The sequence below is a fragment of the Hymenobacter terrestris genome (assembly GCF_013377905.1).
Classification (GTDB): Bacteria; Bacteroidota; Bacteroidia; order Cytophagales; family Hymenobacteraceae; genus Hymenobacter; species Hymenobacter terrestris.
Genome location: NZ_JABKAV010000048.1, coordinates 1 through 23,349, shown reverse-complemented (window position 1 = coordinate 23,349; position 23,349 = coordinate 1). Strand labels below are relative to the sequence as shown.

General features: G+C 60.3%; 21 protein-coding genes. 14 read left to right on the top strand and 7 right to left on the bottom strand.

The genetic code is table 11. The annotated features are described in order from the left end of the window. Window positions 1-95: 95 nt before the first annotated feature. From HW556_RS13785 to clpB, 5 genes are all read left to right on the top strand, one after another. Entirely contained in the window at window positions 96-1,049 is a 954-nt protein-coding gene (locus tag HW556_RS13785) for a 1-phosphofructokinase family hexose kinase (protein WP_176900676.1), read from the top strand. 298 nt (window positions 1,050-1,347) lie between these two features. After that, complete coding sequence (locus HW556_RS13780; RefSeq protein WP_176900675.1) at window positions 1,348-1,749, top strand: NUDIX hydrolase; 402 nt, start codon at window positions 1,348-1,350, stop codon at window positions 1,747-1,749. 131 nt (window positions 1,750-1,880) lie between these two features. After that, a complete protein-coding gene (locus tag HW556_RS13775) occupies window positions 1,881-2,102 on the top strand; it encodes a type II toxin-antitoxin system Phd/YefM family antitoxin (protein ID WP_176900674.1) in 222 nt (73 codons plus the stop codon). Further along, window positions 2,099-2,362 (top strand): Txe/YoeB family addiction module toxin, encoded by a 264-nt coding sequence (locus HW556_RS13770; RefSeq protein ID WP_176900673.1) that lies wholly within the window; start codon window positions 2,099-2,101, stop codon window positions 2,360-2,362. Before HW556_RS13775 ends, HW556_RS13770 begins: the two co-directional genes overlap by 4 nt. Window positions 2,363-3,196: 834 nt before the next feature. Beyond that, window positions 3,197-5,818 (top strand): ATP-dependent chaperone ClpB, encoded by a 2,622-nt coding sequence (gene clpB, locus HW556_RS13765; protein ID WP_176900672.1) that lies wholly within the window; start codon window positions 3,197-3,199, stop codon window positions 5,816-5,818. A 58-nt stretch (window positions 5,819-5,876) separates the two neighbouring features. Here clpB and HW556_RS13760 read toward each other — a convergent pair whose 3' ends face one another. The 5 genes from HW556_RS13760 to HW556_RS13740 all read right to left on the bottom strand — a co-directional run bounded on the left by HW556_RS13760 (window position 5,877) and on the right by HW556_RS13740 (window position 9,124). After that, window positions 5,877-6,542, bottom strand: a complete 666-nt coding sequence (locus tag HW556_RS13760; RefSeq protein ID WP_176900671.1) for a hypothetical protein — start codon at window positions 6,540-6,542, stop codon at window positions 5,877-5,879. A 490-nt stretch (window positions 6,543-7,032) separates the two neighbouring features. After that, window positions 7,033-7,380: a DoxX family protein gene (locus tag HW556_RS13755; RefSeq protein ID WP_176900670.1), complete on the bottom strand. Its 348-nt coding sequence runs from the start codon at window positions 7,378-7,380 to the stop codon at window positions 7,033-7,035. Further along, entirely contained in the window at window positions 7,377-7,727 is a 351-nt protein-coding gene (locus HW556_RS13750; protein ID WP_176900669.1) for a DoxX family protein, read from the bottom strand. The genes HW556_RS13755 and HW556_RS13750 overlap by 4 nt, the downstream gene beginning before the upstream one ends. Before the next feature lie 338 nt (window positions 7,728-8,065). After that, window positions 8,066-8,656, bottom strand: a complete 591-nt coding sequence (locus HW556_RS13745) for a hypothetical protein (RefSeq protein WP_176900668.1) — start codon at window positions 8,654-8,656, stop codon at window positions 8,066-8,068. A 3-nt stretch (window positions 8,657-8,659) separates the two neighbouring features. Then, entirely contained in the window at window positions 8,660-9,124 is a 465-nt protein-coding gene (locus HW556_RS13740) for a hypothetical protein (protein ID WP_176900667.1), read from the bottom strand. Window positions 9,125-9,764: 640 nt separating this feature from the next. On the opposite strand from HW556_RS13740, the gene HW556_RS13735 reads away from it, so the two are divergent. The 5 genes from HW556_RS13735 (at window position 9,765) to HW556_RS13715 (ending at window position 18,548) form a co-directional block, all read left to right on the top strand. Beyond that, window positions 9,765-14,171 carry a T9SS type A sorting domain-containing protein gene (locus HW556_RS13735; RefSeq protein WP_176900666.1) on the top strand — a complete coding sequence of 1,469 codons (4,407 nt, stop codon included), beginning with the start codon at window positions 9,765-9,767 and terminating at the stop codon, window positions 14,169-14,171. A gap of 125 nt (window positions 14,172-14,296) precedes the next feature. Next, window positions 14,297-14,890 (top strand): HupE/UreJ family protein, encoded by a 594-nt coding sequence (locus HW556_RS13730; protein ID WP_176900665.1) that lies wholly within the window; start codon window positions 14,297-14,299, stop codon window positions 14,888-14,890. 30 nt (window positions 14,891-14,920) lie between these two features. Further along, entirely contained in the window at window positions 14,921-17,287 is a 2,367-nt protein-coding gene (locus HW556_RS13725) for a M1 family metallopeptidase (RefSeq protein ID WP_176900664.1), read from the top strand. A gap of 121 nt (window positions 17,288-17,408) precedes the next feature. Beyond that, complete coding sequence (locus HW556_RS13720; protein WP_176900663.1) at window positions 17,409-17,783, top strand: PH domain-containing protein; 375 nt, start codon at window positions 17,409-17,411, stop codon at window positions 17,781-17,783. A gap of 114 nt (window positions 17,784-17,897) precedes the next feature. After that, a complete protein-coding gene (locus HW556_RS13715) occupies window positions 17,898-18,548 on the top strand; it encodes a bifunctional 4-hydroxy-2-oxoglutarate aldolase/2-dehydro-3-deoxy-phosphogluconate aldolase (protein ID WP_246289651.1) in 651 nt (216 codons plus the stop codon). 71 nt (window positions 18,549-18,619) lie between these two features. Here the strand turns inward: HW556_RS13715 and HW556_RS13710 are convergent, their stop codons facing one another. Both HW556_RS13710 and HW556_RS13705 read right to left on the bottom strand, forming a co-directional pair. Beyond that, the gene (locus tag HW556_RS13710) at window positions 18,620-20,002 is read right to left on the bottom strand and encodes an NAD(P)/FAD-dependent oxidoreductase (protein ID WP_176900662.1); all 1,383 of its coding nucleotides are present in this window, start codon (window positions 20,000-20,002) and stop codon (window positions 18,620-18,622) included. Window positions 20,003-20,193: 191 nt separating this feature from the next. Then, window positions 20,194-20,874, bottom strand: coding sequence for a carboxypeptidase-like regulatory domain-containing protein (locus tag HW556_RS13705; RefSeq protein ID WP_176900661.1), 681 nt, complete (start codon window positions 20,872-20,874; stop codon window positions 20,194-20,196). A 127-nt stretch (window positions 20,875-21,001) separates the two neighbouring features. Between HW556_RS13705 and HW556_RS13700 the strand changes: the two genes are divergently transcribed. From HW556_RS13700 to HW556_RS13685, 4 genes are all read left to right on the top strand, one after another. Beyond that, window positions 21,002-21,388, top strand: coding sequence for an ArsR/SmtB family transcription factor (locus tag HW556_RS13700; RefSeq protein WP_176900660.1), 387 nt, complete (start codon window positions 21,002-21,004; stop codon window positions 21,386-21,388). Between the two features lie 91 nt (window positions 21,389-21,479). Then, window positions 21,480-21,806, top strand: coding sequence for a (2Fe-2S) ferredoxin domain-containing protein (locus HW556_RS13695; protein ID WP_176900659.1), 327 nt, complete (start codon window positions 21,480-21,482; stop codon window positions 21,804-21,806). A gap of 69 nt (window positions 21,807-21,875) precedes the next feature. Then, on the top strand, window positions 21,876-22,571 hold the full coding sequence (locus HW556_RS13690) for a YjjG family noncanonical pyrimidine nucleotidase (protein WP_176900658.1): 696 nt from the start codon (window positions 21,876-21,878) through the stop codon (window positions 22,569-22,571). A 191-nt stretch (window positions 22,572-22,762) separates the two neighbouring features. After that, window positions 22,763-23,311, top strand: coding sequence for a nucleoside/nucleotide kinase family protein (locus HW556_RS13685; RefSeq protein WP_176900657.1), 549 nt, complete (start codon window positions 22,763-22,765; stop codon window positions 23,309-23,311). Window positions 23,312-23,349: the final 38 nt, after the last annotated feature.

The window sequence follows — 23,349 nt, the reverse complement described above, 5'->3', positions numbered from 1 at the left end:
CCACCCGCGGATATTCGTCCAGGGGTGGTGGGAAGGGGGGGGGGGCGCACCCCCCCCGCCCCTACTCCGTTCCTATTTCCATAATTCCTTCGCTTATGCCCCGCATCGTCACGCTCACGCTCAACCCCACGGTAGATAAAAGCACCACCGCTGAACACATCATCCCCGACCACAAGCTGCGCTGCGAAGCGCCCAAGTTCGAGCCCGGCGGCGGCGGTATCAACGTGAGCCGGGCGCTGCGGCGGCTGGGCTCCGATTCGGTGGCCGTGTTTCCGGTGGGCGGCCCCAGCGGCCAGCTGCTGCGCCAGCTGCTGCGCGACGAGCACATCGAGCAGCGCCCTATTGAGGTAGAGGGCTGGACCCGCGAGAACTTCATCGTGGTCGATGCCTCCACCAGCCAACAGTACCGCTTCGGGATGCCCGGCACCCCGCTATTACCCGAGGAGCAGCAGCAGGTGCTGCAGGCGCTGCAGGAGTTGCCCGAGCAGCCCGAATTTCTGGTCATCAGCGGCAGCCTGCCGCCCGGTGTCGAGCCCGAGCTGCTGGCCCGCATTTCCCGCGCGGCCCGCGAGCAGGGCATAAAAGTGGTGGCCGATACCTCGGGCCCGGCCCTGCTCGCCCTGCTCGAAACAGGCGTGTACCTAGCCAAGCCCAATGTGGGCGAACTAAGCAAAATGCAGGGCGTGGAGGAGCTCGACAGCCAGGCCGTGGCCGAAGCCGCCCGCCAGCTGGTAACCGAAGGCAAATGCGAAATCGTGGTGGTATCCATGGGCCCCCAGGGCGCCTGCGTGGTGTCGGCCGAAGGTACCGACTACGTGGCGGCCCCATCGGTGAAAAAGCGCAGCACCGTAGGTGCCGGCGACAGCATGGTGGCCGGCCTCGTGCACGGCCTGAGCGAGGGCCGCAGCCTGCGCGAAACCGCCCGCCTGGGCGTGGCCTGCGGCACGGCCGCCACCATGAACCCGGGAACCGAGCTGTTCCGCAAAGCCGACGTGGACCGGCTCTACCAGTGGCTGCTGCAAACCATGCCCGCACCGGCTGGTGTGTAGCTACTGGTTGTCGGTTGCTAGTTGTCAGAATAGAACATCATGCTGAGCGGAGGCGCAGCCGTAGTCGAAGTATCTCTACCGCTTCGTTGGATTACCATTACAACGAAGCGGTAGAGATGCTTCGACTCCGCTCAGCATGACGGGCTAACACCTTCACATTCTCTCCTCCCCCGCAATGTCCTATCCTCCCCAAAAACCCGAACTACCCGCCTGGGTGTTTCTGGCACTGCGTTTCGGCTCGGTGGCGCTGGTGGCCGTGGTGGCCTACTTTGTAGTCCGGTGCCAATAACCCGCCCCCATGCCGCTGATTGACAAAATTGCTTGGCTCCACCTGCACGAGGGCCGCGTGCTGAGCACCCGTAGCCGGGGCAAAGACCGCTACTACCTGCCCGGCGGCAAGCGTGAAGCTGGCGAAACCGATGCCCAGACACTATTGCGCGAAATCCGCGAGGAGCTGACCGTGGCCCTGGACCCGGCCAGCCTGCAACCGCGCGGCGTGTTCACGGCCCCCGCCCACGGCCACGCCCCCGAGGTGCTGGTGCAGATGACGCTCTACGCCGCCACCTACACCGGCACGCTGCAGCCCGCCACCGAAATTGAGGAGGTAGTCTGGCTCACCTACCGCCACCGCCCCCAGGTTTCGGCCGTCGACCAGCTGATATTCGACTGGCTGCACGAGCGGGGGGAGTTGGTGGAGTAGTTGCCCGGCAAACCGGCGGCGCGTCGCCCGGGCTGACCAGCGCCCCGCCCGCTGCTTGAGGCTGCCCGGCAAACCGGAGCTTCTGGGGTAGGCATCAGGAACTAAGCGGAATCTTTGTAGTTTTGAATAGTATGAAAATCACGCTGGAAGTCCCTGATAACAAAGCAGCCTTCATGATGGAACTGCTGCAAAGCCTGCCCTTCGTAAAAGCCATGACGGCCCACACGAAAGCCAAGACGCAGGACGAAACGGAGTATCTGCTGAGTAATCCAGCCAATGCCAAAGCCTTGACGGATGCCATTCAACGCTTAGAAAGCGGTCAGGGCATGCAACACGACCTCATCGACGCATGAGGCTTATCTGGGACGAGGCCGCCTGGGAGCAATACCTCTACTGGCAGCAAACTGACCGTGCCCTTCTCCGCAAAATTAACACGCTGCTGAAGGAGTGCCAGCGCACCCCTTTCGTCGGCACCGGCAAGCCCGAAGCGCTGAAAGGCGATTTGCGCGGCTACTGGTCGCGGCGCATCAACCACGAGCACCGCTTAGTGTACAAAGCCACCGACGACGGATTGCGCATTGCGGCGTGCCGTTTCCATTATGGCGACAAGTAGCCCCCCCGCTGCCCCTACCGCTGAAGGAACTAGAGCTTCTGGGGGAGGTATCAAGAATTAGATAGAGTCTTTATAATGGTGGTCAAGTCACATTGACTAAGAGCACCGGCCTGTATATGAGTTAGGAGACGATAATGTATATGTAGCGCAGTGTCGTTACCACTGCTAGAAGTATATTCCCTGATTCTCCAACAAGCGCAGCGGATGGATTCGGCATTTTATTCCGATTTTCGCTCCTTTATTAGCGTTACTTTACAGCATATAATCCCTAATATTCGAATTGATTAAGGTTGAATTACAGCACATTTTTTTAACTTATCTACTTGAACCGGCAATGATAAAGTATCCATTTCTACTTATAACCACAGTCTTCTTTTTAAATGCTTGCTCCCCACAAGGGTGCACTGGGGAAATCATTGCTTTAGTATTATACGAAAAGCAGGACACTACTTCGCATAGTACCCTGATTTACGTCGATATAAAAAATAAAAATGATATTGGTGTTAATAAGACACTTCATAATAATGGCAAATTAGTTGGCAAATTTGATAATGTTATCATCATTTATGATTCTAAGAACAGATATAAGGGGCGAAAATGGATTTGCTTTAACAATCAATACTTAACCAGAACGGTTACATGTGGAGCAGCTCTCAATCCTGAACATATACCGGAGCTTCAATTATATTACTAGATACGCTTTTTGTCATATTAACGCAGGATGAAACCCGTTATATAAGTCAAAACGTCAGCCCCGCGCTTCTCGCACCCCGTTTGCTAGCTCGTTCGTAGAACTTCGCACACCCTGAAGTTCTCACCTAACGAAAGCAAGCCATGAACTTTAATAACTATACCATTAAGGCCCAGGAGGCCGTGCAGAAGGCCACGGAGCTGGCTGGCGGCAACCAGCAGCAGGCCATCGAAACCGGGCACCTGCTTAAGGGCTTGTTCCAGAGCGACGAGAACGTGCTGTCGTTTCTGGCCAAGAAGCTGGGCGTGAACCTCAACATCCTCACGCCCCGGCTCGACGAAATTGTGGCCGCCTACCCCAAAGTAAGCGGCGGCTCGCCCTACCTGTCCAACGATGCCAATTCGGCGTTGCAGCGCGCTACGGGCTTTCTCAAGGAGTTCGGCGACGAGTACGTGTCGGTGGAGCACTTGCTGCTGGGGCTGCTCGGCGGCAAGGACAGCACCGCCACGCTGATGAAGGACGCCGGCTTCAACGAGAAGGACCTGAAAGCCGCCATCAAGGAGCTGCGCGGGGGCCGCAAGGTTACGAGCCAGTCGGCCGAAGACCAGTACCAGAGCCTCAACCGCTACGCCATCAACCTCAACGAGCGGGTGCGCTCCGGCAAGATGGACCCCGTGATTGGCCGCGACGAGGAAATCCGGCGGGTGCTCCAGATCCTGAGCCGGCGCACCAAGAACAACCCCGTGCTGCTGGGCGAGCCCGGCGTGGGCAAAACGGCCATCGTGGAAGGCCTGGCCCAGCGCATTGTGGCCGGCGACGTACCCGAAAACCTGGCCGACAAACTCGTGATGTCGCTCGATTTGGGCTTGCTGATTGCGGGGGCCAAGTACAAGGGCGAGTTCGAGGAGCGCCTCAAGGCCGTTATCAAGGAGGTAACCGACGCCGACGGGCAGATTATCCTCTTCATCGACGAGATTCATACCCTGATTGGGGCCGGCGCGGGCGGCGAGTCGGCCATGGACGCGGCCAACCTGCTGAAGCCTGCCCTGGCGCGGGGCGAGCTGCACGCCATCGGGGCCACCACGCTCAAGGAGTACCAGAAGTACATCGAGAAGGACAAGGCCCTGGAGCGCCGGTTCCAGGCCGTGATGGTGGACGAGCCGAGCGTGCCCGACGCCATCAGCATCATGCGCGGCATCAAGGAAAAGTACGAGCTGCACCACGGCGTGCGCATCACCGACGACGCCATTATTGCGACCGTGGAGTTGAGCAACCGCTACATCACCGACCGTTTCCTGCCCGACAAGGCCATCGACCTCATGGACGAGGCGGCGGCCAAGCTGCGCATCGAGCTGAACTCGATGCCGGTGGAGCTGGACGAGGTGCAGCGCCGCATGATGCAGCTCGAAATTGAGCGCGAGGCCATCCGGCGCGAGGAAAACCACGACCGCGAGGCCGTGCTAAACCGCGAGCTGGCCGACCTGAGCGAGCAGCGCGACTCGCTGAAGGCCCGCTGGGAGTCGGAGAAGTCAGTGCTGACCAACATCCAGACCGAGAAGGAGAACATCGAACGGTTCAAGCTGGAAGCCGACCAGGCCGAGCGCCAGGGCGACTACGGCCGGGTAGCCGAGCTGCGCTACGGCAAGATTCAGGAGGCCGAGGCCAAGCTGAAAACCCTGCAGGACGAGGCCGCCGCCAACAAGGATGGCGGAACGATGCTGCAGGAAGTGGTAACCAGCGAGGATATTGCCGAGGTGGTGGCCAAGTGGACCGGCATTCCGGTGAGCAAGATGCTGGCCAGCGACCGGGAGAAGCTGCTCAACCTCGAAGCCGAGCTGGGCCAGCGCGTAGCGGGCCAGCGCGAGGCCATTGCCGCCATTTCCGATGCCGTGCGCCGCTCCCGTGCCGGCCTCCAGGACCCCAAACGGCCGATTGGCTCGTTTATCTTTCTGGGCACCACCGGCGTGGGTAAAACCGAGCTGGCCAAGGCCCTGGCCGAGTACCTGTTCAACGACGACAACGCCCTGGTGCGCATCGACATGAGCGAGTACCAGGAGCGCCACGCCGTATCGCGCCTGATCGGGGCGCCTCCCGGCTACGTGGGCTACGACGAGGGCGGCCAGCTCACGGAGGCCGTGCGCCGCAAGCCGTACTCGGTTATCCTGCTCGACGAAATCGAGAAGGCCCACCCCGACGTGTTCAACATCCTGCTGCAGGTGCTGGACGACGGCCGCCTCACCGACAACAAGGGCCGGGTGGCCAACTTCAAGAACACCATCATCATCATGACCTCCAACACCGGGGCCGACATCATCCAGCGCAACTTCAAGGAGCTGGACGAGCTGAACCCCGCCGCCAACGAAGCCCTCATCGACCGCACCCGCGACGCGGTGGTGGAGCGCCTGCGGGAGCACATGCGCCCCGAGTTCCTCAACCGCATCGACGAAATCGTGATGTTCCAACCCCTGAGCCGGAAGGAGATTCGCCAGATCGTGAACATCCAGTTCAAGCAGATTCAGCAGCGCCTCGACGAAGCCGGCATCCGGCTGGAGGCCACCGACGAAGTGCTCGACTACCTGGGCGAGGCTGGGTTCGACCCGCAATTCGGCGCCCGCCCGCTCAAGCGCGTGCTACAACGGCAGGTGCTCAACGAGCTGAGTAAGGAAATCCTGGGCGGCCAGGTCAGCAAGGACGCCGTGGTGGAAGCCGTGCTCGAAGACGGCGGCATCCGGTTCAACAACGTGGAACTGCCGGCCGTGGAGTAAGCCGGGTTTATTGGAAACAGGAAGCCCCGCTGGCATTGTGCCGGCGGGGCTTCTCATTTTAATCATACGGCTGCAAGTCCTTCTTTTTCAGCCTTGACCGTATTTTCTTTGGCAACGGCTGGCCGGCCTGGTAGGCTCGTGTAACTTCTTCTTCCCGCTCTTTTTTGTAAGCGGCGAGATTAACACTGCCGATGGCTACAGGAGCAGCAACGAACAGGCCTACCAGCGCCGCTATACCGCCGGCGCTAACCGAGCCGGCGTCTGAGTTGGGGCTACTCAGGCTGAGGGCCAGGGTCAGGACGCTACTCAATCCGCCGCCGACCCACGCCCCACCGCCACGGCGGCGGCGTTCAAACAGTCGGGATATTGCGCGTAACGTATCGGAATAGGCCATTTCCTGTGCCAGGGCAGGGGTGGTAGAGGTGCCAGGTTGCTGCGGCAGGACTGCGACCTGAACCTGGGTAGTGTCAGATTGCGGCGGCGCGATGGTGGGAGGCGCTGCCGGCACTTGGGCATTTTTAGCGATGGAGGGCACACTTGCAGGTGCTATACCTTCCGCCAGCAAGGGATTGTAGTCGGAAGCGGCTCCTTTCGTAACCTTGAATTTGCCTCGCAAACGACGCGCTACATTGGGGGCGAGTAGGCCGGTAGCGGCCAGTTCGCGCAATATCTCTTGCTCCTGGCCGGGACGGAACTGAATTCGCTTGTTCAAGCCAATGAGCATGAAAGCTGAACCTGCTACTACCCCAGGCGTCCAGACGCCTGCGCTGGTAGACTGCTGGGCCGGTAGGGTCGAAGCCAATATACTGCTCGTACCCAATGCCAGCCAGCCAATGCCACCCCCACGCCGGCTCCGGAACAGGCGCCGGATGGCACGGGCAGTATCCGCCCGGGTGAAGCTGGCAGGGGAATCCAGGGATACGTAGGGGATGCGCGTAGCGGGTGAAGGGTAATCCTGAGCCTCTGCGTTGGTGCTCAGAAGTAGCAGCGTCAGGCTAAATAAGCAGGCAAGATTGAGTAAATATTTAATCATATAAAGTGCAGCAGGACAGAAGGAGGGCGAATATAGCTGTTATGCCAGAAGCGTATTTGCTACCCTATTTTCTCCCGGCCACCACAATAACCAGCCGGTCCATTATCACTCCGCACTTCAAGTCCCGTTCGCGCATGCGTTTGCGGAAACAAAGGGTACCGCACCTCCTGTCTGGACTTACTCAATACGCCCGGAGCGCCATGTAAAAGATGTAGGCATTCACCAGCATGAACAGGAAAGACGGCAGCGAGGCCCAGAAGCCGTCCTTTATCTTCAGCCGTACGCCGAAGCCCAGCAGCATGAGCAGCGTCAGGCCCCCGGCCGCAAGCAGCAGAATCAGCGGCACCCAGAGGCCCACCAGGAGCCCGACGGCCCCCAGGATTTCCAGCGCGCCCGTCAGCGGGCCGAACCTGGCCAAACCAAAGCGTTTGAATTCCTCCTGAAGCTTTGGAGAAACGAAGTAACCTATGCCGTAGCCCAGGAAAGAAAAGCTGGAAAACCAGATGAGTAGAAGCGTAGTTGTGCTCATGCGCCAATCAGTCCGGCATGCGCGGCGGCTACGAACAACGACAGAAGCAGCAGCACAAACGAGGGCACGTACTTGATAAACGGGTTGCGCACCTTGATATGGGCCAACTGCGCGCATACCATCAACGCGGCCATCAGCAGGGCCGGCACCAGCACCAGCTCCGGGTACCAGATGCCTACAACCAGCAGCGTAGCCAGGGCTATTTTGCTGGCTCCTACCATATTGCGAACCAAATCTGGCAGTCCGTACTGTTTGAATTCGACTACGATGTTATCGAAGCGAAAAACCCATACGATAACGATGGAGGCAGCAATGATGAGTTGCGCGAGAGTAACCAGTGTTTCCATGGGAGTGGCTTACGTGCTGCCGGATAGCAAAGCCCGGTAAGTTAGCAACTCCAGACCACTCTATTAGTTATGCCATACGCGGCAGGCTGCTTAAGGAACCGCCTGCTGCGTACGGCACACTTCGCTGGCGAGTAACGGCAACGGCGCACCACCACGCGGCGGCAGCTGCCGGCCGTGAAGCGGGTCTTTTCTATCATCCGAGCCACTTCGTTGGTGTTGTGCCGGCAGGGCTGTTTCGAACAAACGCAGCCTGTAGATGCGCCCGCCGGGTAAAAGCCGGGGTAATTTGCTTTCCTGACCCGTTTCAGGCGCCACTTTGAAGCCCAGGCGAACCTTCGCTACCGCGCCGACGGCTGAGCTTGCGGCGGCACCAGCTGCTCGCGCTCCATTTGCTGCCGCAGGGCTTCGCGCAGGTAGGCGGCCTCGGCAAAATGGCTGTTATTTAGCTGGCTGCGGTACCTGGCCGGAACAGGCTGACCGGTAGCGTAGGCCTTGTCAACGGCCAGCAGATGAGCTTTATTGAACTTGGCGGCGTGGACAATGAAACCGACCACCGTGCCCGCCAGAACAACGACACCCAGCGGAGGCGAAATTGCTTCGTCGGCCACCTGGGTCTGGCCGTAGCGGTCGGTCGAGGAAAGCGGAAAGGTCAGCGACATGCCCGCGATAAATGGTATCGTGTAAAGCCAGCCGGCATAGCGACGTTTGCGAAACAGGCTTAACAGCGCTCCGGTGGTATCGGCCACGCCGGCACGAGGCTCATAGCGAGGCAGATACCAGCCGTTAAAAAGCAGTACCGCGCCCGAGTCGGAGTAGGCTGCCAGGGTAGTAACTGGGTTGGGTGTGGGCTGGAGTTGGGGAGTGGTAGTTTGCGCGTGGCCGGCAATGGCAGCCCAAAGCAGTAGTGTAAGCAACAGAAAGAAACGCATGGCTTATCTGGCGGGAACGGCTGGAATTGTCTTGTACTGGATAATGGGCTGGTCGAAAAAGCGCGGCTTAAGCCGGCAGCGCACTCCGGCCGGTAGCGGCTGGCCAGCCGCGTAGCTGGTCAGCGTTTTCTCCAGGTTGCTGTTACCGAAGCGCACCAGCTTGCTTATTCCGTAGCCCATAAAGGGAATGGCCACCAGCAGGGCCTCGCCCACGCCTGGCCCCTCCTGCTGCACGGCATAGGGGCCGCTGCCTATAGTCGAGCCGCCGGCAGTGGCGATGCGCAGGGCTGCCAGCGCACTGCTGGTTATCCAGCTTACGCCTCCCCCCTGCCGCCGGCCATAGAGGTTAATGAGAGCCTGGGCCGTATCGTTTTGCAGATACTGGTTGCGCAACCGCTGCTTGAAGGTAGCGTCGGCGAGGTCACGCGAGTCCTGGGCCGTGGCAGTCAGGCATCCAAGGCTCAGCAAGAGCCCAAAACTAAGTGAGCGGAATAGCATAGATAGAGAAGAACAGACAAAAACAGGTGCAATGTAGAACTTATTCCTATGCACCACGCCATCTAAATATCCTATTATTCCCGGAGCTTTCGGGTAGTTGCGCTGCGAGCCGGTGTGGCGGCAGTACACCTTGGCCGCAGCACCACCGCCGCCCCGTACAGGCCGGAAGCCCGCGGCGTATAGCCTCCAGCGGCAGCAGCGCACAGCGGTTGTGCAACCGGTGTGCGCTGCTGCCGCTGAAGGCAGTGTAAACCAGACGTAAACAGCCTTTTAGATTGATTTGGTGGCTTGGCGGCGAATCTGGCAGCAGAAGTTTCAGCAAGCCCGAAAAAAATAAACAGTCAATCCATCAACGACGCTTGCCGAACGCATTATAATCCGGATATTGAACGGTCGTAAGTAGCTAACCATGCGGTTTAGTGCCGATTGACTTAGTACAATTCAGCTTCTTTTGGCTACTACTTCTTTGTTCACGAATGAATCTGGCCAGAAACGGCTCCACTAAAGCTGTTCGCCATCTGCCGGGCGGCGCTACGTGGGCCGGTCATAGTTTACCGGCGGCCAACTGGCCGCCAGCTGTTTTTCTTTTCCCACTCTCTTATTTGTCCACATGACAGAAACCTTACTTACCACAGTGGCCACCACAACCAGCCGGCTCCTGACGGGCTGGCGGCCGGCGTTACTGCTGACGCTGGGCCTGCTGCCGGCCCTGCCCACCACGGCCCAGCAGCGCCCGTTGCTGAAAAGAACTGAAGCTGCCACCCGCGTAACGCTGCCCACTCCGGCGGCGGAAGCAAGACCAACGGCCCCGGCTAAGCCCCGCACCGTAAAGCGCGGCATACTGGCCGACATTTCCTCCACCGCCACGGGCGGCAACTGGAGCGACCCTACCTCCTGGGTAGGCGGCGCGGTACCGACGGCGACCGACAACGTGAATATTGTGAACGGCGCCACCGTGACGCTCGACGTGGCGGCCACCGCAGCCTCGCTCACGATAGCCACCGGCGGCTCGCTGCTCAACTCCGCTACCACCGGCTACAGTCTGGCCGTGGGCGGCAACGTAATCAACAACGGAACCCTCGACCTGAGCGCCACTCCCGCCATTGGCTCCGATCTGCGCTTCATCGGCGCGGGCAACGCCACATTTGGCGGAGCCGGTACAACCGACCTCCAAACGGTGTCGCTGGCTAAATCGGTGCAGGCCGACGTGGTGGAGATGACCCTGTCGACGCTGTCGGTGAAAGGCAGCACCACGAGCGGCGACGGTTTTCTGCTGACCCGCACCACGGCCACCACTCCGGCCGACGACATGACCGGCATCCTGAAAATTTCGGGTACGGCTACCATCAGCAGCAAAGTATTCGGCAACGCGGCGGCTTATGTCATTCCGACCACCGGGGGCTTCTGGCTGAACAACTCCGACTTTACGGTAGTGGCTCAAAACGGCTCGCCCACCGTCAATGGGCTATTACGCATATCGGCGGGCACCTACAACGTAGGCACAGCGGCCGGCAACTCCCTGTTGCTAGGTACGGCTTCGGTTCTGACCGTGGAAGGCGGAACCCTGACTTCGGCGGGGCGCGTGGGCTCGTTTACATCGGCCACCACCGCCGCCGCTACTACCTTCACACTCAGCGGCGGCACTATCAACGTGGCCAATGTGGGCAATGCCGCGGGCACTCCTTCCTTTGGCATAAATGGTATTACCAACATTTCGGGCGGTACCATCAACCTGGTGCAGCGCAGCACGGCCGCCACGCCGCTCGATTACTACGTGGTAGGCACTTACAACTTCACGGGCGGCACGGTGAACGCAGGGACAGCCGCAACGGCGACCAACTTCGACTTCCGCATCCGGGGCAGCGTGCCGAACCTGAACATTGACAACACCACCAACCCCAAGCGCGTGCTGCTGGCTGCCCAGACCAATGCCTTCGGCACGGTGCTTATTACGCCCGGTACCACGTTGAACCTGAATGGCGCTCTTCTGCTACAGATTGGTTCGGCCATTACCAACAACGGTACGCTCACGGGTACGGCAACCGGCAGCCGCCTGTACTTCCAGGGCTCGGTAGCCCAGAGCATCGGCGGCACGGGCACGGTTACCAGCCCGCTGGTGCAGGCAACCTTCCAGAACAGCGGCCCCGGCGTTACAGTGAATATGCCCATCGTGGTGCGCAACATTGCCATGTTCCGTGGCAACGTACTAAATGCCAATAACCTGACGGTACAGTCGACTACTACTACCCTGGCGGTTATCTCGTTTGGCGTAACCAACCCGACCTCCTCGGCCGGCAACTTCGACGTGGCCCCGACCTTCGACCTGGCCACCAGCGGTCTGTACCTGATCTACAATCCAGAACTGACCCCTCGTACGACGGGCCTGGAGGTTCCCCCTTCCCGCACTGTGTACTTCGCCGATTTCAATAACCCCCAAGGCGTGACGCTGGCCGGTGGTAACCTGACGGTGGAGGGACCAGCCACGACAGCGAGCATCGGACTGCTGGCAGGCATTGTTACGACCTCGGCCAGCAATGTTCTGATTAGCGGTAGTGCTACCACCGTAATGCCCACGGGCTCGGCCACGAGCTACGTAAACGGCCCACTGGGCATTGCAGTGAACAGCGCCACACCCGTAAACCGCACCTTCGCCGTGGGCGACGCGGCCGGCTGGCGGCCGGTGGTCGTAACCGGTATTACGACCGCTACCAGCCAGCTTTTCACGGCAACGGTAGTAAGGGCTGCTACGGGCGGCACGCTTTCGGGCGGGCTCCTGAGCCTGAACTCCACGCGCTATGTGCGCCTCCAGAACTCGGCCGCGCTGCCGGCTACGGCCCGCGTGCAGCTCAGCTACGGCGCAGATGACGTATTCAGCACTCCGGCTCCGTCTGTAGTGGCCCAGGCGGCCACGGTGGGCGGCAGCTACGCCAGCCTCGGTGGGGCGGCGGCTACGGTCCCGACTACCAGTATCATTTCAACTCAGAACCTGACGCCTGGCAATGACTTTTTCGTTCTGGCCAATACCGAGGGTGGGTTACTGACTTCGTCAGTAGCCGCCGTATGCACCGGCTCGAACACCGGTACACTCACGCTGACCGGCAACACCGGCACCGTAACGGGCTACGAGGCCAACACCGGCAGCGGCTTTGTGGCCATAGCGGGCACCAACACCGGCTCAACGTATACTTTCACTAATCTGGCCGTTACGACCACTTTCCGGGCCGTCCTCACGGCGGCCGATGGCAGCACGGTGTACTCGGCGCTGGTAACGGTAATCGTGAACCCAGCCACTACGGCCACGTTCACGTATGCCGCCGCTACTTTCTGCAAGAGCGGCACCAACCCCACGCCCACCATCACGGGCACGGCGGGCGGTACGTTCAGCAGCACGACTGGCTTGAGCATCACTGCCGCCACCGGCGTCATCAACCTGACAGCCAGCACGGCCGGCACCTACGTGGTAACCTACACCGTAGGCGGCCCCTGCCCCTCGTCGGCCACGTTCAGCGTAACGATTACGACTCCGGCTACGGCGGGCTTCAGCTACGCCAGTGCGACTTACTGTACTTCGGCCACTGGCACCGTAGCCCCGGTTCTGGCTACCGGCGCTACGGCGGGCACGTTCAGCAGCACGACAGGCCTGAGCCTTGATGCCACGACCGGTGCCATTACGCCCGGCACGAGCACGCCCGGCACGTATGTCATAACCAACACCGTAGCTGCTTCCGGCGGCTGCGAGGCGGTTACGGCCACGTTCAGCGTAACGATTACGGCCTCGGCTACGGCCGGCTTCAGCTACGCCAGTGCCAGCTACTGCACCTCGGCTACAGGCACCGTAACGCCCACGTTGGCCACCGGCGCCACGGCGGGCACATTCAGCAGCACGGCGGGCCTGAGCCTTGATGCCACGACCGGCGCCATTACGCCCGGCACGAGCACGGCCGGTACCTACGTGGTAACCAACACGGTGGCCGCCAGCGGCGCTTGCGGGGCCGTTACGGCTACGTTCAGCGTAACGATTACGGCCCCGGCTACGGCGGGCTTCAGCTACGCCAGTGCGACTTACTGTACTTCGGCCACTGGCACCGTAGCCCCGGTTCTGGCTACCGGCGCTACGGCGGGCACGTTCAGCAGCACGACAGGCCTGAGCCTTGATGCCACGACCGGTGCCATTACGCCCGGCACGAGCACGCCCGGCACGTATGTCATAACCAACACCATAGCTGCTTCCGGCGGCTGCGAGGCGGTTACGGCCACGTTCAGCGTAACGATTACGGCCTCGGCTACGGCCGGCTTCAGCTACGCCAGTGCCGACTATTGCGTGGGTGCCACCAACCCCAGCCCGGTGCTGGCTACAGGCGCATCAGCCGGTACATTCAGCAGCACAACGGGCTTGGTTATCAGCGCTACCGGCCTTATCAACCTGACGACCAGCACGCCCGGCACTTACGTGGTAACCAACACGGTTGCTGCTTCCGGTGCCTGCGAGGCGGTTACGGCTACGTTCAGCGTCACCATCAACGCCCGTCCGGCCCAGCCAACGGTATCGGTACAGTACAACGGCCCGGTTACCACGCTCACGAGCAGCGCGGCCACCGGCAACCAGTGGCTACTGAACGGTGCTGCCATTGCCGGTGCTACCAACCCGACCTACGTGGTGAACTCGGCGGCTCAGTTAGGCTCTTACACTGTAACGACGACCAACGCGGCCGGCTGCACCTCGCTGCCATCGGCCCCGCTCGTCATCACGTCGAGCAATAAGCCACTGGCCGGCTCTTCGCTGCAGCTCTACCCCAACCCTACCACCGACGGCTTGCTGACGGTGAAGCTGGGTGGCTACACCAAGGTTGTGGAGCTGACGGTATACAACTCCGTAGGCCAGCAGGTGCGCACCATTCCGGTGCCCGCCGGCCGCCTGGAGCAGCCGCTCGACCTGAGCCAGCTGCCCAACGGCGTGTATGTTCTGAAAGCCCGCACCGAAGGCGGCCTCGATGTGCGCCGCATTGTGAAGCAGTAGCCCGAACCGTTTTCCGGCTATAGTTAAGAGCCTGCCGACGTTTGTCGGCAGGCTCTTTTTTGTGCGGCTAGGCTACGTCGGGCCGGGTTTCGCATATTTGCCCGCTCATTGCTTCCGCTGCCCTCATGTCTGTTTTTACTACCTACCTCCAGCTCGGCTTCTTTCACATCTTCAACCTGCAGGCCTACGACCACTTGGTATTTCTGCTGGCCCTGTGCGCTCCTTACGTGTTGCGCGACTGGCGGCGGGTGGTGCTGCTGGTCACCAGCTTTACAGTGGGCCACTCGCTCACGCTGGTCCTGGCCACGCTCGATCTGGTAAACTACTCGCCCCAGCTGATTGAAACGCTGATTCCGGTCACCATCATCCTTACTGCCCTACTAAACCTGGCACGCGCCGGCCACGCCACATTGCGCCGCACCGAGCCGGCCACTACTATTGGTGGGCCGCTGGTGCTGGCGCTGCCCAACCTGCTGGCCGTGGGCTTCGGCCTGATTCATGGGCTGGGCTTTTCGAGTTATCTGCGCGAGCTGCTGGGCCAGCAGCGCCGGCCGGTGCTGGAGCTATTCAGCTTCAATGTGGGCGTCGAGCTGGGCCAACTGCTGATTGTGGGACTGATTCTGGCCCTGGGCTACTGCCTCGTTCGGGGGCTGGACGTGGCCCGCCCCTATAACGTTGTAAAAACCCTTCACCATTCAACTAACCCAAAAACTCCCTAACTTTCTAGCTTAAACCCCCACCTGCTTTTTATGCTGAAGACTACGCTACTGGCCACCGGGCTGGCGGTACTGCTGGCCCTGCCCTCGGCCGCGCAGAGCACCAATTCCGGGACCGATAAATTCGCCCAGCTCGAAACACTACTGCCCACGCCCAACGTCTACCGCACGGCTTCGGGCGCGCCCGGTACCGACTACTGGCAGCAGCGCGCCGACTACAACATCCGGGTGCGGCTCGACGACGAGAAGCAGTCCATTACCGGCGACGAGGACATCACCTACACCAACCTCTCGCCCGACGTGCTTACCTATCTGTGGGTGCAGCTCGACCAGAACATCCTCGACAAGAACTCCATCACCACTTCCACGCAGGTAGGCGAAATCCAGCCCCGGATGCCTTTCCAGGCGATGGATTACCTGCAGCGCGACGGGTTTGATGGCGGTTTCAAGATTGGCGAGGTGAAGCTGAAGGGTGGCAAGGCGCTGCCCTACACCATCAACCACACCATGATGCGGATTGATTTGCCTACGCCCCTGCGGCCTAAGCAAGCCGTTACCTTCAGCATCAGCTGGCGCTACAACATCAACGACCAGCTCAAAATCAATCAGCGCAGCGGCTACGAGTTCTTCCCCGAGGATAAGAACTACCTCTACGAAATTGCGCAGTTCTACCCCCGCATGGCGGTGTACTCCGACAACCAGGGCTGGCAGCACAAGCAGTTTCTGGGCAACGGCGAGTTTGCCCTGCCCTTCGGCGACTACCGGGTGAGCATTACCGCTCCCGCCGACCACATTGTGGGTTCGACCGGCGTGTTGCAGAACCCCAACGACGTGCTCAGCAGCGCCCAGCGCCAGCGCCTGGCGCAGGCCCAGGGAGCCAAAAGCCCGGTTTTAATTGTGTCGCCCCAGGAAGCGGAGAAAGCCGAGCAGACCCGCGCCAAGGGCACCAAAACCTGGACCTACGCCGCCAAAAACGTCCGCGACTTCGCCTGGGCTTCCTCGCGCAAGTTTATCTGGGATGCCATGGGCATCAAGCAGGGTGGCAAAGACGTGCTGTGCATGAGCTATTACCCCAAGGAGGGCAACCCGCTCTGGGGCAAGTACTCGACCGAGGTAATTGCGCACACCATCAAGGTGTACTCCAAGTACACCATCCCTTATGAGTACCCGGTAGCCATTTCGGTGCACGGGCCGGTGGGTGGCATGGAATACCCGATGCTGAGCTTCAATGGTGGCCGCCCCGAGAAGGACGGCACCTACTCGGCCGACCGGAAATACGGGATGATTTCGGTGATTATCCACGAAGTGGGCCACAACTTCTTCCCGATGATTGTGAACTCGGATGAGCGGCAGTGGACCTGGATGGACGAGGGCCTGAACTCGTTTGTGCAGTACCTGGCCGAGCAGGAATGGGAGCGTGACTACCCTTCGCGCCGCGGCGACGCCGCCCAGATTGTGCCCTACATGCGGACCGACAAAAGCCTGCAGACCCCGATTATGACCAATTCGGAGTCGGTGCTGCAGTTTGGCAACAACGCCTACGGCAAGCCCGCCATCGGCCTCAACATCCTGCGCGAGACGATTATGGGCCGCGAGCTGTTCGACTACGCCTTCAAGGAGTACTCCCGCCGCTGGGCCTACAAGCACCCCACGCCCGCCGACTTCTTCCGCACGATGGAAGACGCCTCGGCCGTGGACCTGGACTGGTTCTGGCGCGGCTGGTTCTACACCACCGAGCACACCGACCTGGCCATTGCCGGCGTGAAGCAGTACAACATCAACTCGCAGAACCCAACCGTGGAGAAAGGACGGCAGCGCGAGCTAAAGGAGCAAGCGCCCCGCACCATCTCGCAGCAGCGCAACCAAACGGCCATTCCGCGCACGCTGGTTGATGACAAGCCTGAGTTGAAGGACTTCTACAACCAGTATGACCCACTGGTTGCCACGCCCGCCGATCAGCAGCGCTACCAGCAGCTGCTGAAAACTCTTACGCCCGAGCAGCAGCAGCGCCTGGGCAGCGGCCTGAACGTGTACGAGGTGAGCCTCAAGAACCTGGGCGGCCTCACGATGCCCGTCATCATGCAGCTCACGTACGCCGACGGCCAGAAGGAAATCCAGCAGATTCCGGCCGAAATCTGGCGCAAGAACAACGCCGAGGTCAGCAAGGTATTCGTGACGGAGAAGCCGGTGGCCAGCTTTGTAATCGACCCCTACCAGCAGACTGCCGACACCGACCAAAGCAACAACGCCTGGCCCCAGCAGGCCGCGCCTTCGCGCTTCGAACTGTACGAGTTCCAGCAGCGCACCGCCCCTAACCCCATGCAGCAGCAGTCGGCGCTGCAGCAGAAGGAGCAGAAGCCGCTGACTACGCCGGCTTCATCGTCGGGCGGTACAAATTAGTCTGGTGTTTCCGGCTTTGGTCAGAAAGCTGAAAACGTGAATGAAAAGAGCCGGGCTATCCTTAGTCCGGCTCTTTCCGTTTAGCAACTATTCCTTCTTCACGAACCTAATCCGTTTTCTCATGAGACTTCTCGATGGCCTGCTGGGCAACGCTTCCGAAACCGACACCGACGCCATTCAGCTGGAGCTAGCCCAACTGCTGGCCCCCGGCGAGGAAGTGCGCAAATCCTACGTCGTCGTCCGCGACCTGCTCGTGTTCACCACCAAGCGGCTGCTGCTCATTGACAAGCAGGGCGTAACGGGCAAGAAGCGCGAGTACATGAGCATCCCCTACCGCAGCATCGAGCGGTACAGCACCGAAACCACCGGCCACTTCGACCTCGATGCGGAGCTGAAAATATGGGTGCGCGGCATGGCCGAGCCCATCAGCAAGACTTTCCGGAGCAACAAGGACATATCCAACGTCAGCCAGGCCCTGAGCGAGTACGCCCTCTAGCGGCGCAATGGGAGGCGTTGAACTGGCGAAACTAACGGTGAGAGGTCCTGATTGCGCCATTTGCGCCGCTGGCACGTAAACCCACCATCTCACCTATTCACCATTGCACCGCTTATGGCTTCGTTTTCTTCGGCCCACATGCTGGCCCAGGCCCGGCAGCATCCGCTAATTCCGGTTTTCTACCATGCCTCCGAGGAGTACGCCCGCACGGTACTGGCGGCCGGCTACGCGGCCGGAATCCGGCTGTTCGAGTTTACTAACCGCGGAGAGGACGCGCCTGCCATATTCGGCCGGCTCCAGCGCTTTGTGGAGGCCGAGTATCCCGATTTGTTGCTGGGGGCCGGCACCATCTACACGCCCGAGCAGGCCGGCCAGTTTATTGAGGCCGGCGCCGACTTCATCATCCAGCCCATCACTAGCCCCGAGGTAGCCGCCATCTGCCGCAGCCACGACCTGGCCTGGCTGCCCGGCGCCCAAACCCTGAACGAGGTGTACGCCGCCCACCAGTTGGGCGCTACGCTGGTCAAGCTCTACCCTTCGGCCTACCTCACGCCCGCCTATCTGGCCATTTTGCGCGGCCCGTTGCCCCACGTACCCCTCATGGCTACCGGCGGCATTCAGCCAACCGTGGCAGCAATGGCCGAATGGCAGGCAGCCGGCGCTACCTGTGTGGGCCTCGATGCCCGCCTGCTCGACACCACCGAACCCACCAAGCTTACGGCGCAATTACAGGAGCTACTGGCGGCACTGCGGCCAGCAGAGTAGTCGATCTTGCATCCATAACAAAGGCCGCCATCCTGTTGGATAGCAGCCTTTGTTATGGATGCAAGCTGTTATTATCCGCCCACCACTGGGGCTTCGGGCGACGGGACGGGCGGAGTGTAGCTAGCGGTGGCGGCTTTGTGTTCGGCCGCTCTCACGCCTGAGACTTCGTCGAAATCGTGGCGCTTGAAGGGGCGGATGATAAGGCGCAGGGCCTTGTCGGAGCTGAAGTAACTGATGCCCCAGCTGATGAACGTAATGATTTTGTTGCGGAAGCCCACCAGCGTCATCAAGTGCACAAACAGCCAGGTAAGCCAGCCCATGAAGCCGCCGAAATGCAGGTCGCCGGGCAAATCGACGACGGCCCGGTTACGGCCTACAATAGCCATGCTGCCCTTATTGGTGTACTTAAACGGCTGCAGTTCCTCTCCCCGGAGCAGCCTCTCCAGATTGGCCGCCAGCTGCTCGGCCTGCTGAATAGCTACCGGGGCCAGCATGGGGTAGCCGCGGGGCATTTCGGTGGTTTCCATGTTAGCCACGTCGCCGATGGCGTACACGTTGCGCAGTCCCAGTACCCGGTTCTGGGTGTCCACGCCTACGCGCTTGTTGCGGGCTACTACATTTTCGGGCAGGCCGTCGAGGGCCGCTCCATTCACGCCCGCTGCCCAAATCAGGTTCTGCGTACGAATGAACTCGGTATCGGAATAATAGATGCGGCCGTTTTCGTAGCGCTGGGCGTGGGTGTTCAGGCGCAGATGAATGCCCATCTCTTCGAGGTAGTGCTTGGCCTGCACCTGCGACTCCTTGCTCATCGGCCCCAGCACTTCGGCCCCCGCCTCAATGAGGTAGATTTCCATCTTTTTGAGGTCGAGCTCGGGGTAGTCTTTGGGCAGCACATCCTTGCGCATCTCGGCCAGCGAGCCGCATATTTCGACGCCCGTGGGGCCGCCGCCCACCACTACCACGTTCATCAGGGCTTGGCGCTGGGCCGGGTCTTCGGTCAGGATGGCCTTCTCGAAGTTCTGAAACAGGTAGCTGCGCAAGTTAAGGGCGTTGGGCACGCTCTTGATCTGCATGGCATTCTGCTCGATGCTGTCGAGCCCGAAGAAGTTGGTAAGCGAACCAGTCGCCAGCACCAAATGGTCGTAATGAATTTCCCCAATGTTAGTTTCCAGTGCGTTGCGCGCCGTATCGACTCGCTCCACATCGGCCATGCGGAAAAAAAAGTTGGTCTGACCGGCAAAAATCTTCCGAATCGGGTAGGCGATGCTGTCGGCCTCGAGGGCACCGGTAGCCACCTGATACAGTAGGGGCTGGAAGTTATGATAGTTGTTCCGGTCGATGACCACAACCTGCACCGGCAGATCTTCCAGGTCTTTGGCCAGCCGAAGCCCGGCAAAGCCGCACCCGATGATAACGATGCGGGGCTGGGTGGTTTGCGGCAGGTTGGTATCCATATACAGGAGAATGCGTGAGGTCAAACAATTTCTTTACCCCTAAACAGCCAGCAGGGTTATAGTTGGCGGCGAAGAGGTGAGAAGACAAAAGCAGCGTCATTCAGCGCGAAGCGAAAAATCTCGCGGGCCGACGTACTGCAACGACTGCCCGCGAGATTCTTCGCTTCGCGCTGAATGAGGTTGCTTCTCGCCTAATAGTCTATGCCTTCCTTCTTCTTGAACTCGCCGGATTTTACCTGCTTGATGAGCTGCAGCCAGCTGAAAGGGTTAAGCAGCGGGTTGTTGGTGGCCGGCGTGGCGCCGAAACCCATTCGGCGCTGCTGGTCCTGCTCCTGGGCCTGCATGGCTTGGCGGTAGTTGCCCATACTGGTAACGGGCAGCGTGTTAAACATGCGGCGCATGGTTTGCTCGTTGAGCCTTTCAGCGGCCGAACGGTCGTTTTCCGAAGGTGGCTTCATGGCCAGAAATGCCTCCTTGAAGGCCCGCTCGGTGGCGTAGGGGAAAATGCGGACTTCGGGCAGAATGGTGGCGTCTTCCTGCAGCTGCACAATTACGGAGTAACTCTGGCGCGGATAAGTTTCGGGCACAATAACGTACTGGTTGCGGTAGCCCAGGCTGCGAATCACGATGCTGTCGCCGGCCAGCACGGGCAGCGAAAAGTAGCCGTACTCGTTGCTGGTGGTGCCGCGCCCGGCCTTGGGCACGAAGATGGCCGCGCCGGGCACGCCCAGCAGCGAGTCGCCGGAGGCCACAATGCCGGTGAACTGCACGACCGGCCGCTGGCCCTGGGCCTGCGCCGCGTCGGGCACCAGCAGCAGGCCCAGGGCCAGCAGCAGCGCCGTAAGCAGAAAAGAAACTCGAACCGAACTCAAAACGGGCAGATAAGTCATTAGGAATACCAAAGATACGGCACTTTCGGGGGCTGCTGACGGGTTTGGCTTAAATTCGGGCCGGCGCCGGGGTTCGGTTGCCGCCCTTGTCTCCCGCTTTCGCCTAAAGATGCGTCTCAAACACTTTACCGTTGCATTTGGCCAGCAAGTATTCAAGGCACTGGCCGACGAAAGTCGGGTGCGCATCCTGCATTTGCTGTGGCGCAACCAGGAAATGTGCATTTCTGATTTGGAACAGGTGCTCGACTTCTCCCAGACCAAAACCTCGCGCCAGCTGGCCCACCTGCGCAGCGCCGGCCTCGTCAGCTCCCGCCGCCTCGACAACTGGGTGTTCTACTTCATCAAAGACGAAGCCCTGGATTTATTGCGTCAGCTGCTGGGTTACATGGAGCGCGACGCCCAGCTGACGCAGGACCAAAAAATCTATCAGACGCTATGGTCGAACCGCGAGCTGGCCGCGTACAAGCTCCAGAACCGCCGCTGGCAAGGCCAGTAGTACGGAGTATTTGGTGTGAGTTGGAGGTCGTACTCACTGATGCCTACTTGGAATATCAACTACTCACGACCAACTCTCAATAGAAACAAGCGTGAAATCAGTTGATAAGGCGGCCCGGCTGTTTGTGTGCGTGGCCCAGAAGGATGAAATTGGCCGCGACGTGGCCAAGGCCCTCAAGCAGGAGCTGAAAACCCAGGGCCTGAAGACCCGGCTGCTGGACGGCGAGAAGCGTAAGGTGCGGGTACAGACCTGCAACTGCCTCGATTTGTGCAAACAGTGCAAAAAGGGGGCCGGCGCGGCCCTCATCATCTATCCCGAAGGCGTAACCTACGGCGACGTGCGCCCCCGCGACGCCGCCGAAATCGTGCGCGAACATCTGGGCGAGGGCCGGGTTGTGAAACGGTTACAGCTTGATTGATTGCCTATTATACATCCGGCCGCATAGGCCCCTTATTCGTTACTCACGTTTCTCCTCAGCACTTAACCAGTGAAATACCGCCACCTCTTCTTCGACCTCGACCACACGCTGTGGGACTTTGAAACCAACGCCGACCAAACCCTGCGCCATTTGTATGAGGAGCATGATTTGAGCCGCTACGGCACCTTCACGGTCGAGGCATTTATCCGGGTGTACTCGGATATCAACCATGGGCTGTGGCGGCTGTACCAGAACGGTAAAATCGGGCAGCAGCAGTTGCGGGCCACCCGATTTCCACGCACGTTCAGCAAGCTGGGCCTCGCGGAGGCCGATTCGCCGGCCGATATGTCGGACCAGTTCACCGATATTCTGCCCCTGAAATCGGCCGTATTTCCCTATACCCACGAGGTGCTGGACTACCTGCGCGACAAGGGCTACGAGTTGCACCTCATCACCAACGGTTTCCGCGACGTGCAGCATGTGAAGCTGCAGTCGTCCAACCTGACCGATTACTTCCGGGAGATAGTGACATCAGAGTGCTGCGGCCACCTCAAACCTGATACCCGCATTTTTCAGCACGCGCTGGAGCGTAGCGGCGCCACCGCCGCCGAGAGCCTGATGGTGGGCGACAACCTCGAGTGCGACGTGCTGGGGGCCTATAACGCCGGCCTCGACCAGGTGTACTTCAACCCCGACAAACGCCGCCACTTCAACCAAGTGACCTACGAAATCAGCTGCCTGAGCGAGTTAAAGGGGTTTTTGTAAGCCAAGAAACAATTTAGAAAGCCGAAGGAACGTCATGCTGAGCACAGTCGAAGCATGACGTTCCCGTTAGTAGCATTGAGGTACTAGGCAGCTTCAAATACCGAGCGGCGCGGAATGTTGAAATGACTGTTCTGCCTATCCACAGTATCCGTTCGGCAGGCACAGTTCTTCGCCCCTGCTACCTTTGCCGGATGGTTAAACTAATCGGTTTTTCGGGTCGCCGGGGCAGCGGCAAAGACACGGTGGCGCGGCTTATGCAGCAACTGCAGCCCGAGCGCAAGTGGCACATCCGCTCGGTGGGTGAGCCCATAAAAGAGGTGTGCGCAGCGCTGGCCGGCGAAGGCACGGCGCCCTACTTTTCGCAGCCCGGTAAGGCCGAAACGCTGCCCGCTTTCGGGCGCACCCGCGGCGAAATGCTGCAGCAGGTGGGCCTAGCGCTGCGCCTCTGGGAGCCCGACATCTGGGTGCAGGCGTTCTTTTCGAAGCTGCCCACCGACCAGCATACCCTCATTCCTGACGTGCGCTTCCCCAACGAGTCCGACCTCATCCGCAGCCGCGGCGGCCTGATGCTGCGCGTGGAAGGCGACCCACTCCATCAGCGCGGCGACGGCACCCGCGACGACGCCCACCTCAGCGAAACCGCCCTCGACAACTACCCCCACTTCGATGCCGTGCTCCAGAACACCGGCTCCAAAACCGACCTGGAGTGGCAGGGGCGGGAACTGCCGGCCAGAGTATAGGGTTAAGTGGCTAAACCAAGTTGGGGGGGCGTTGTAGG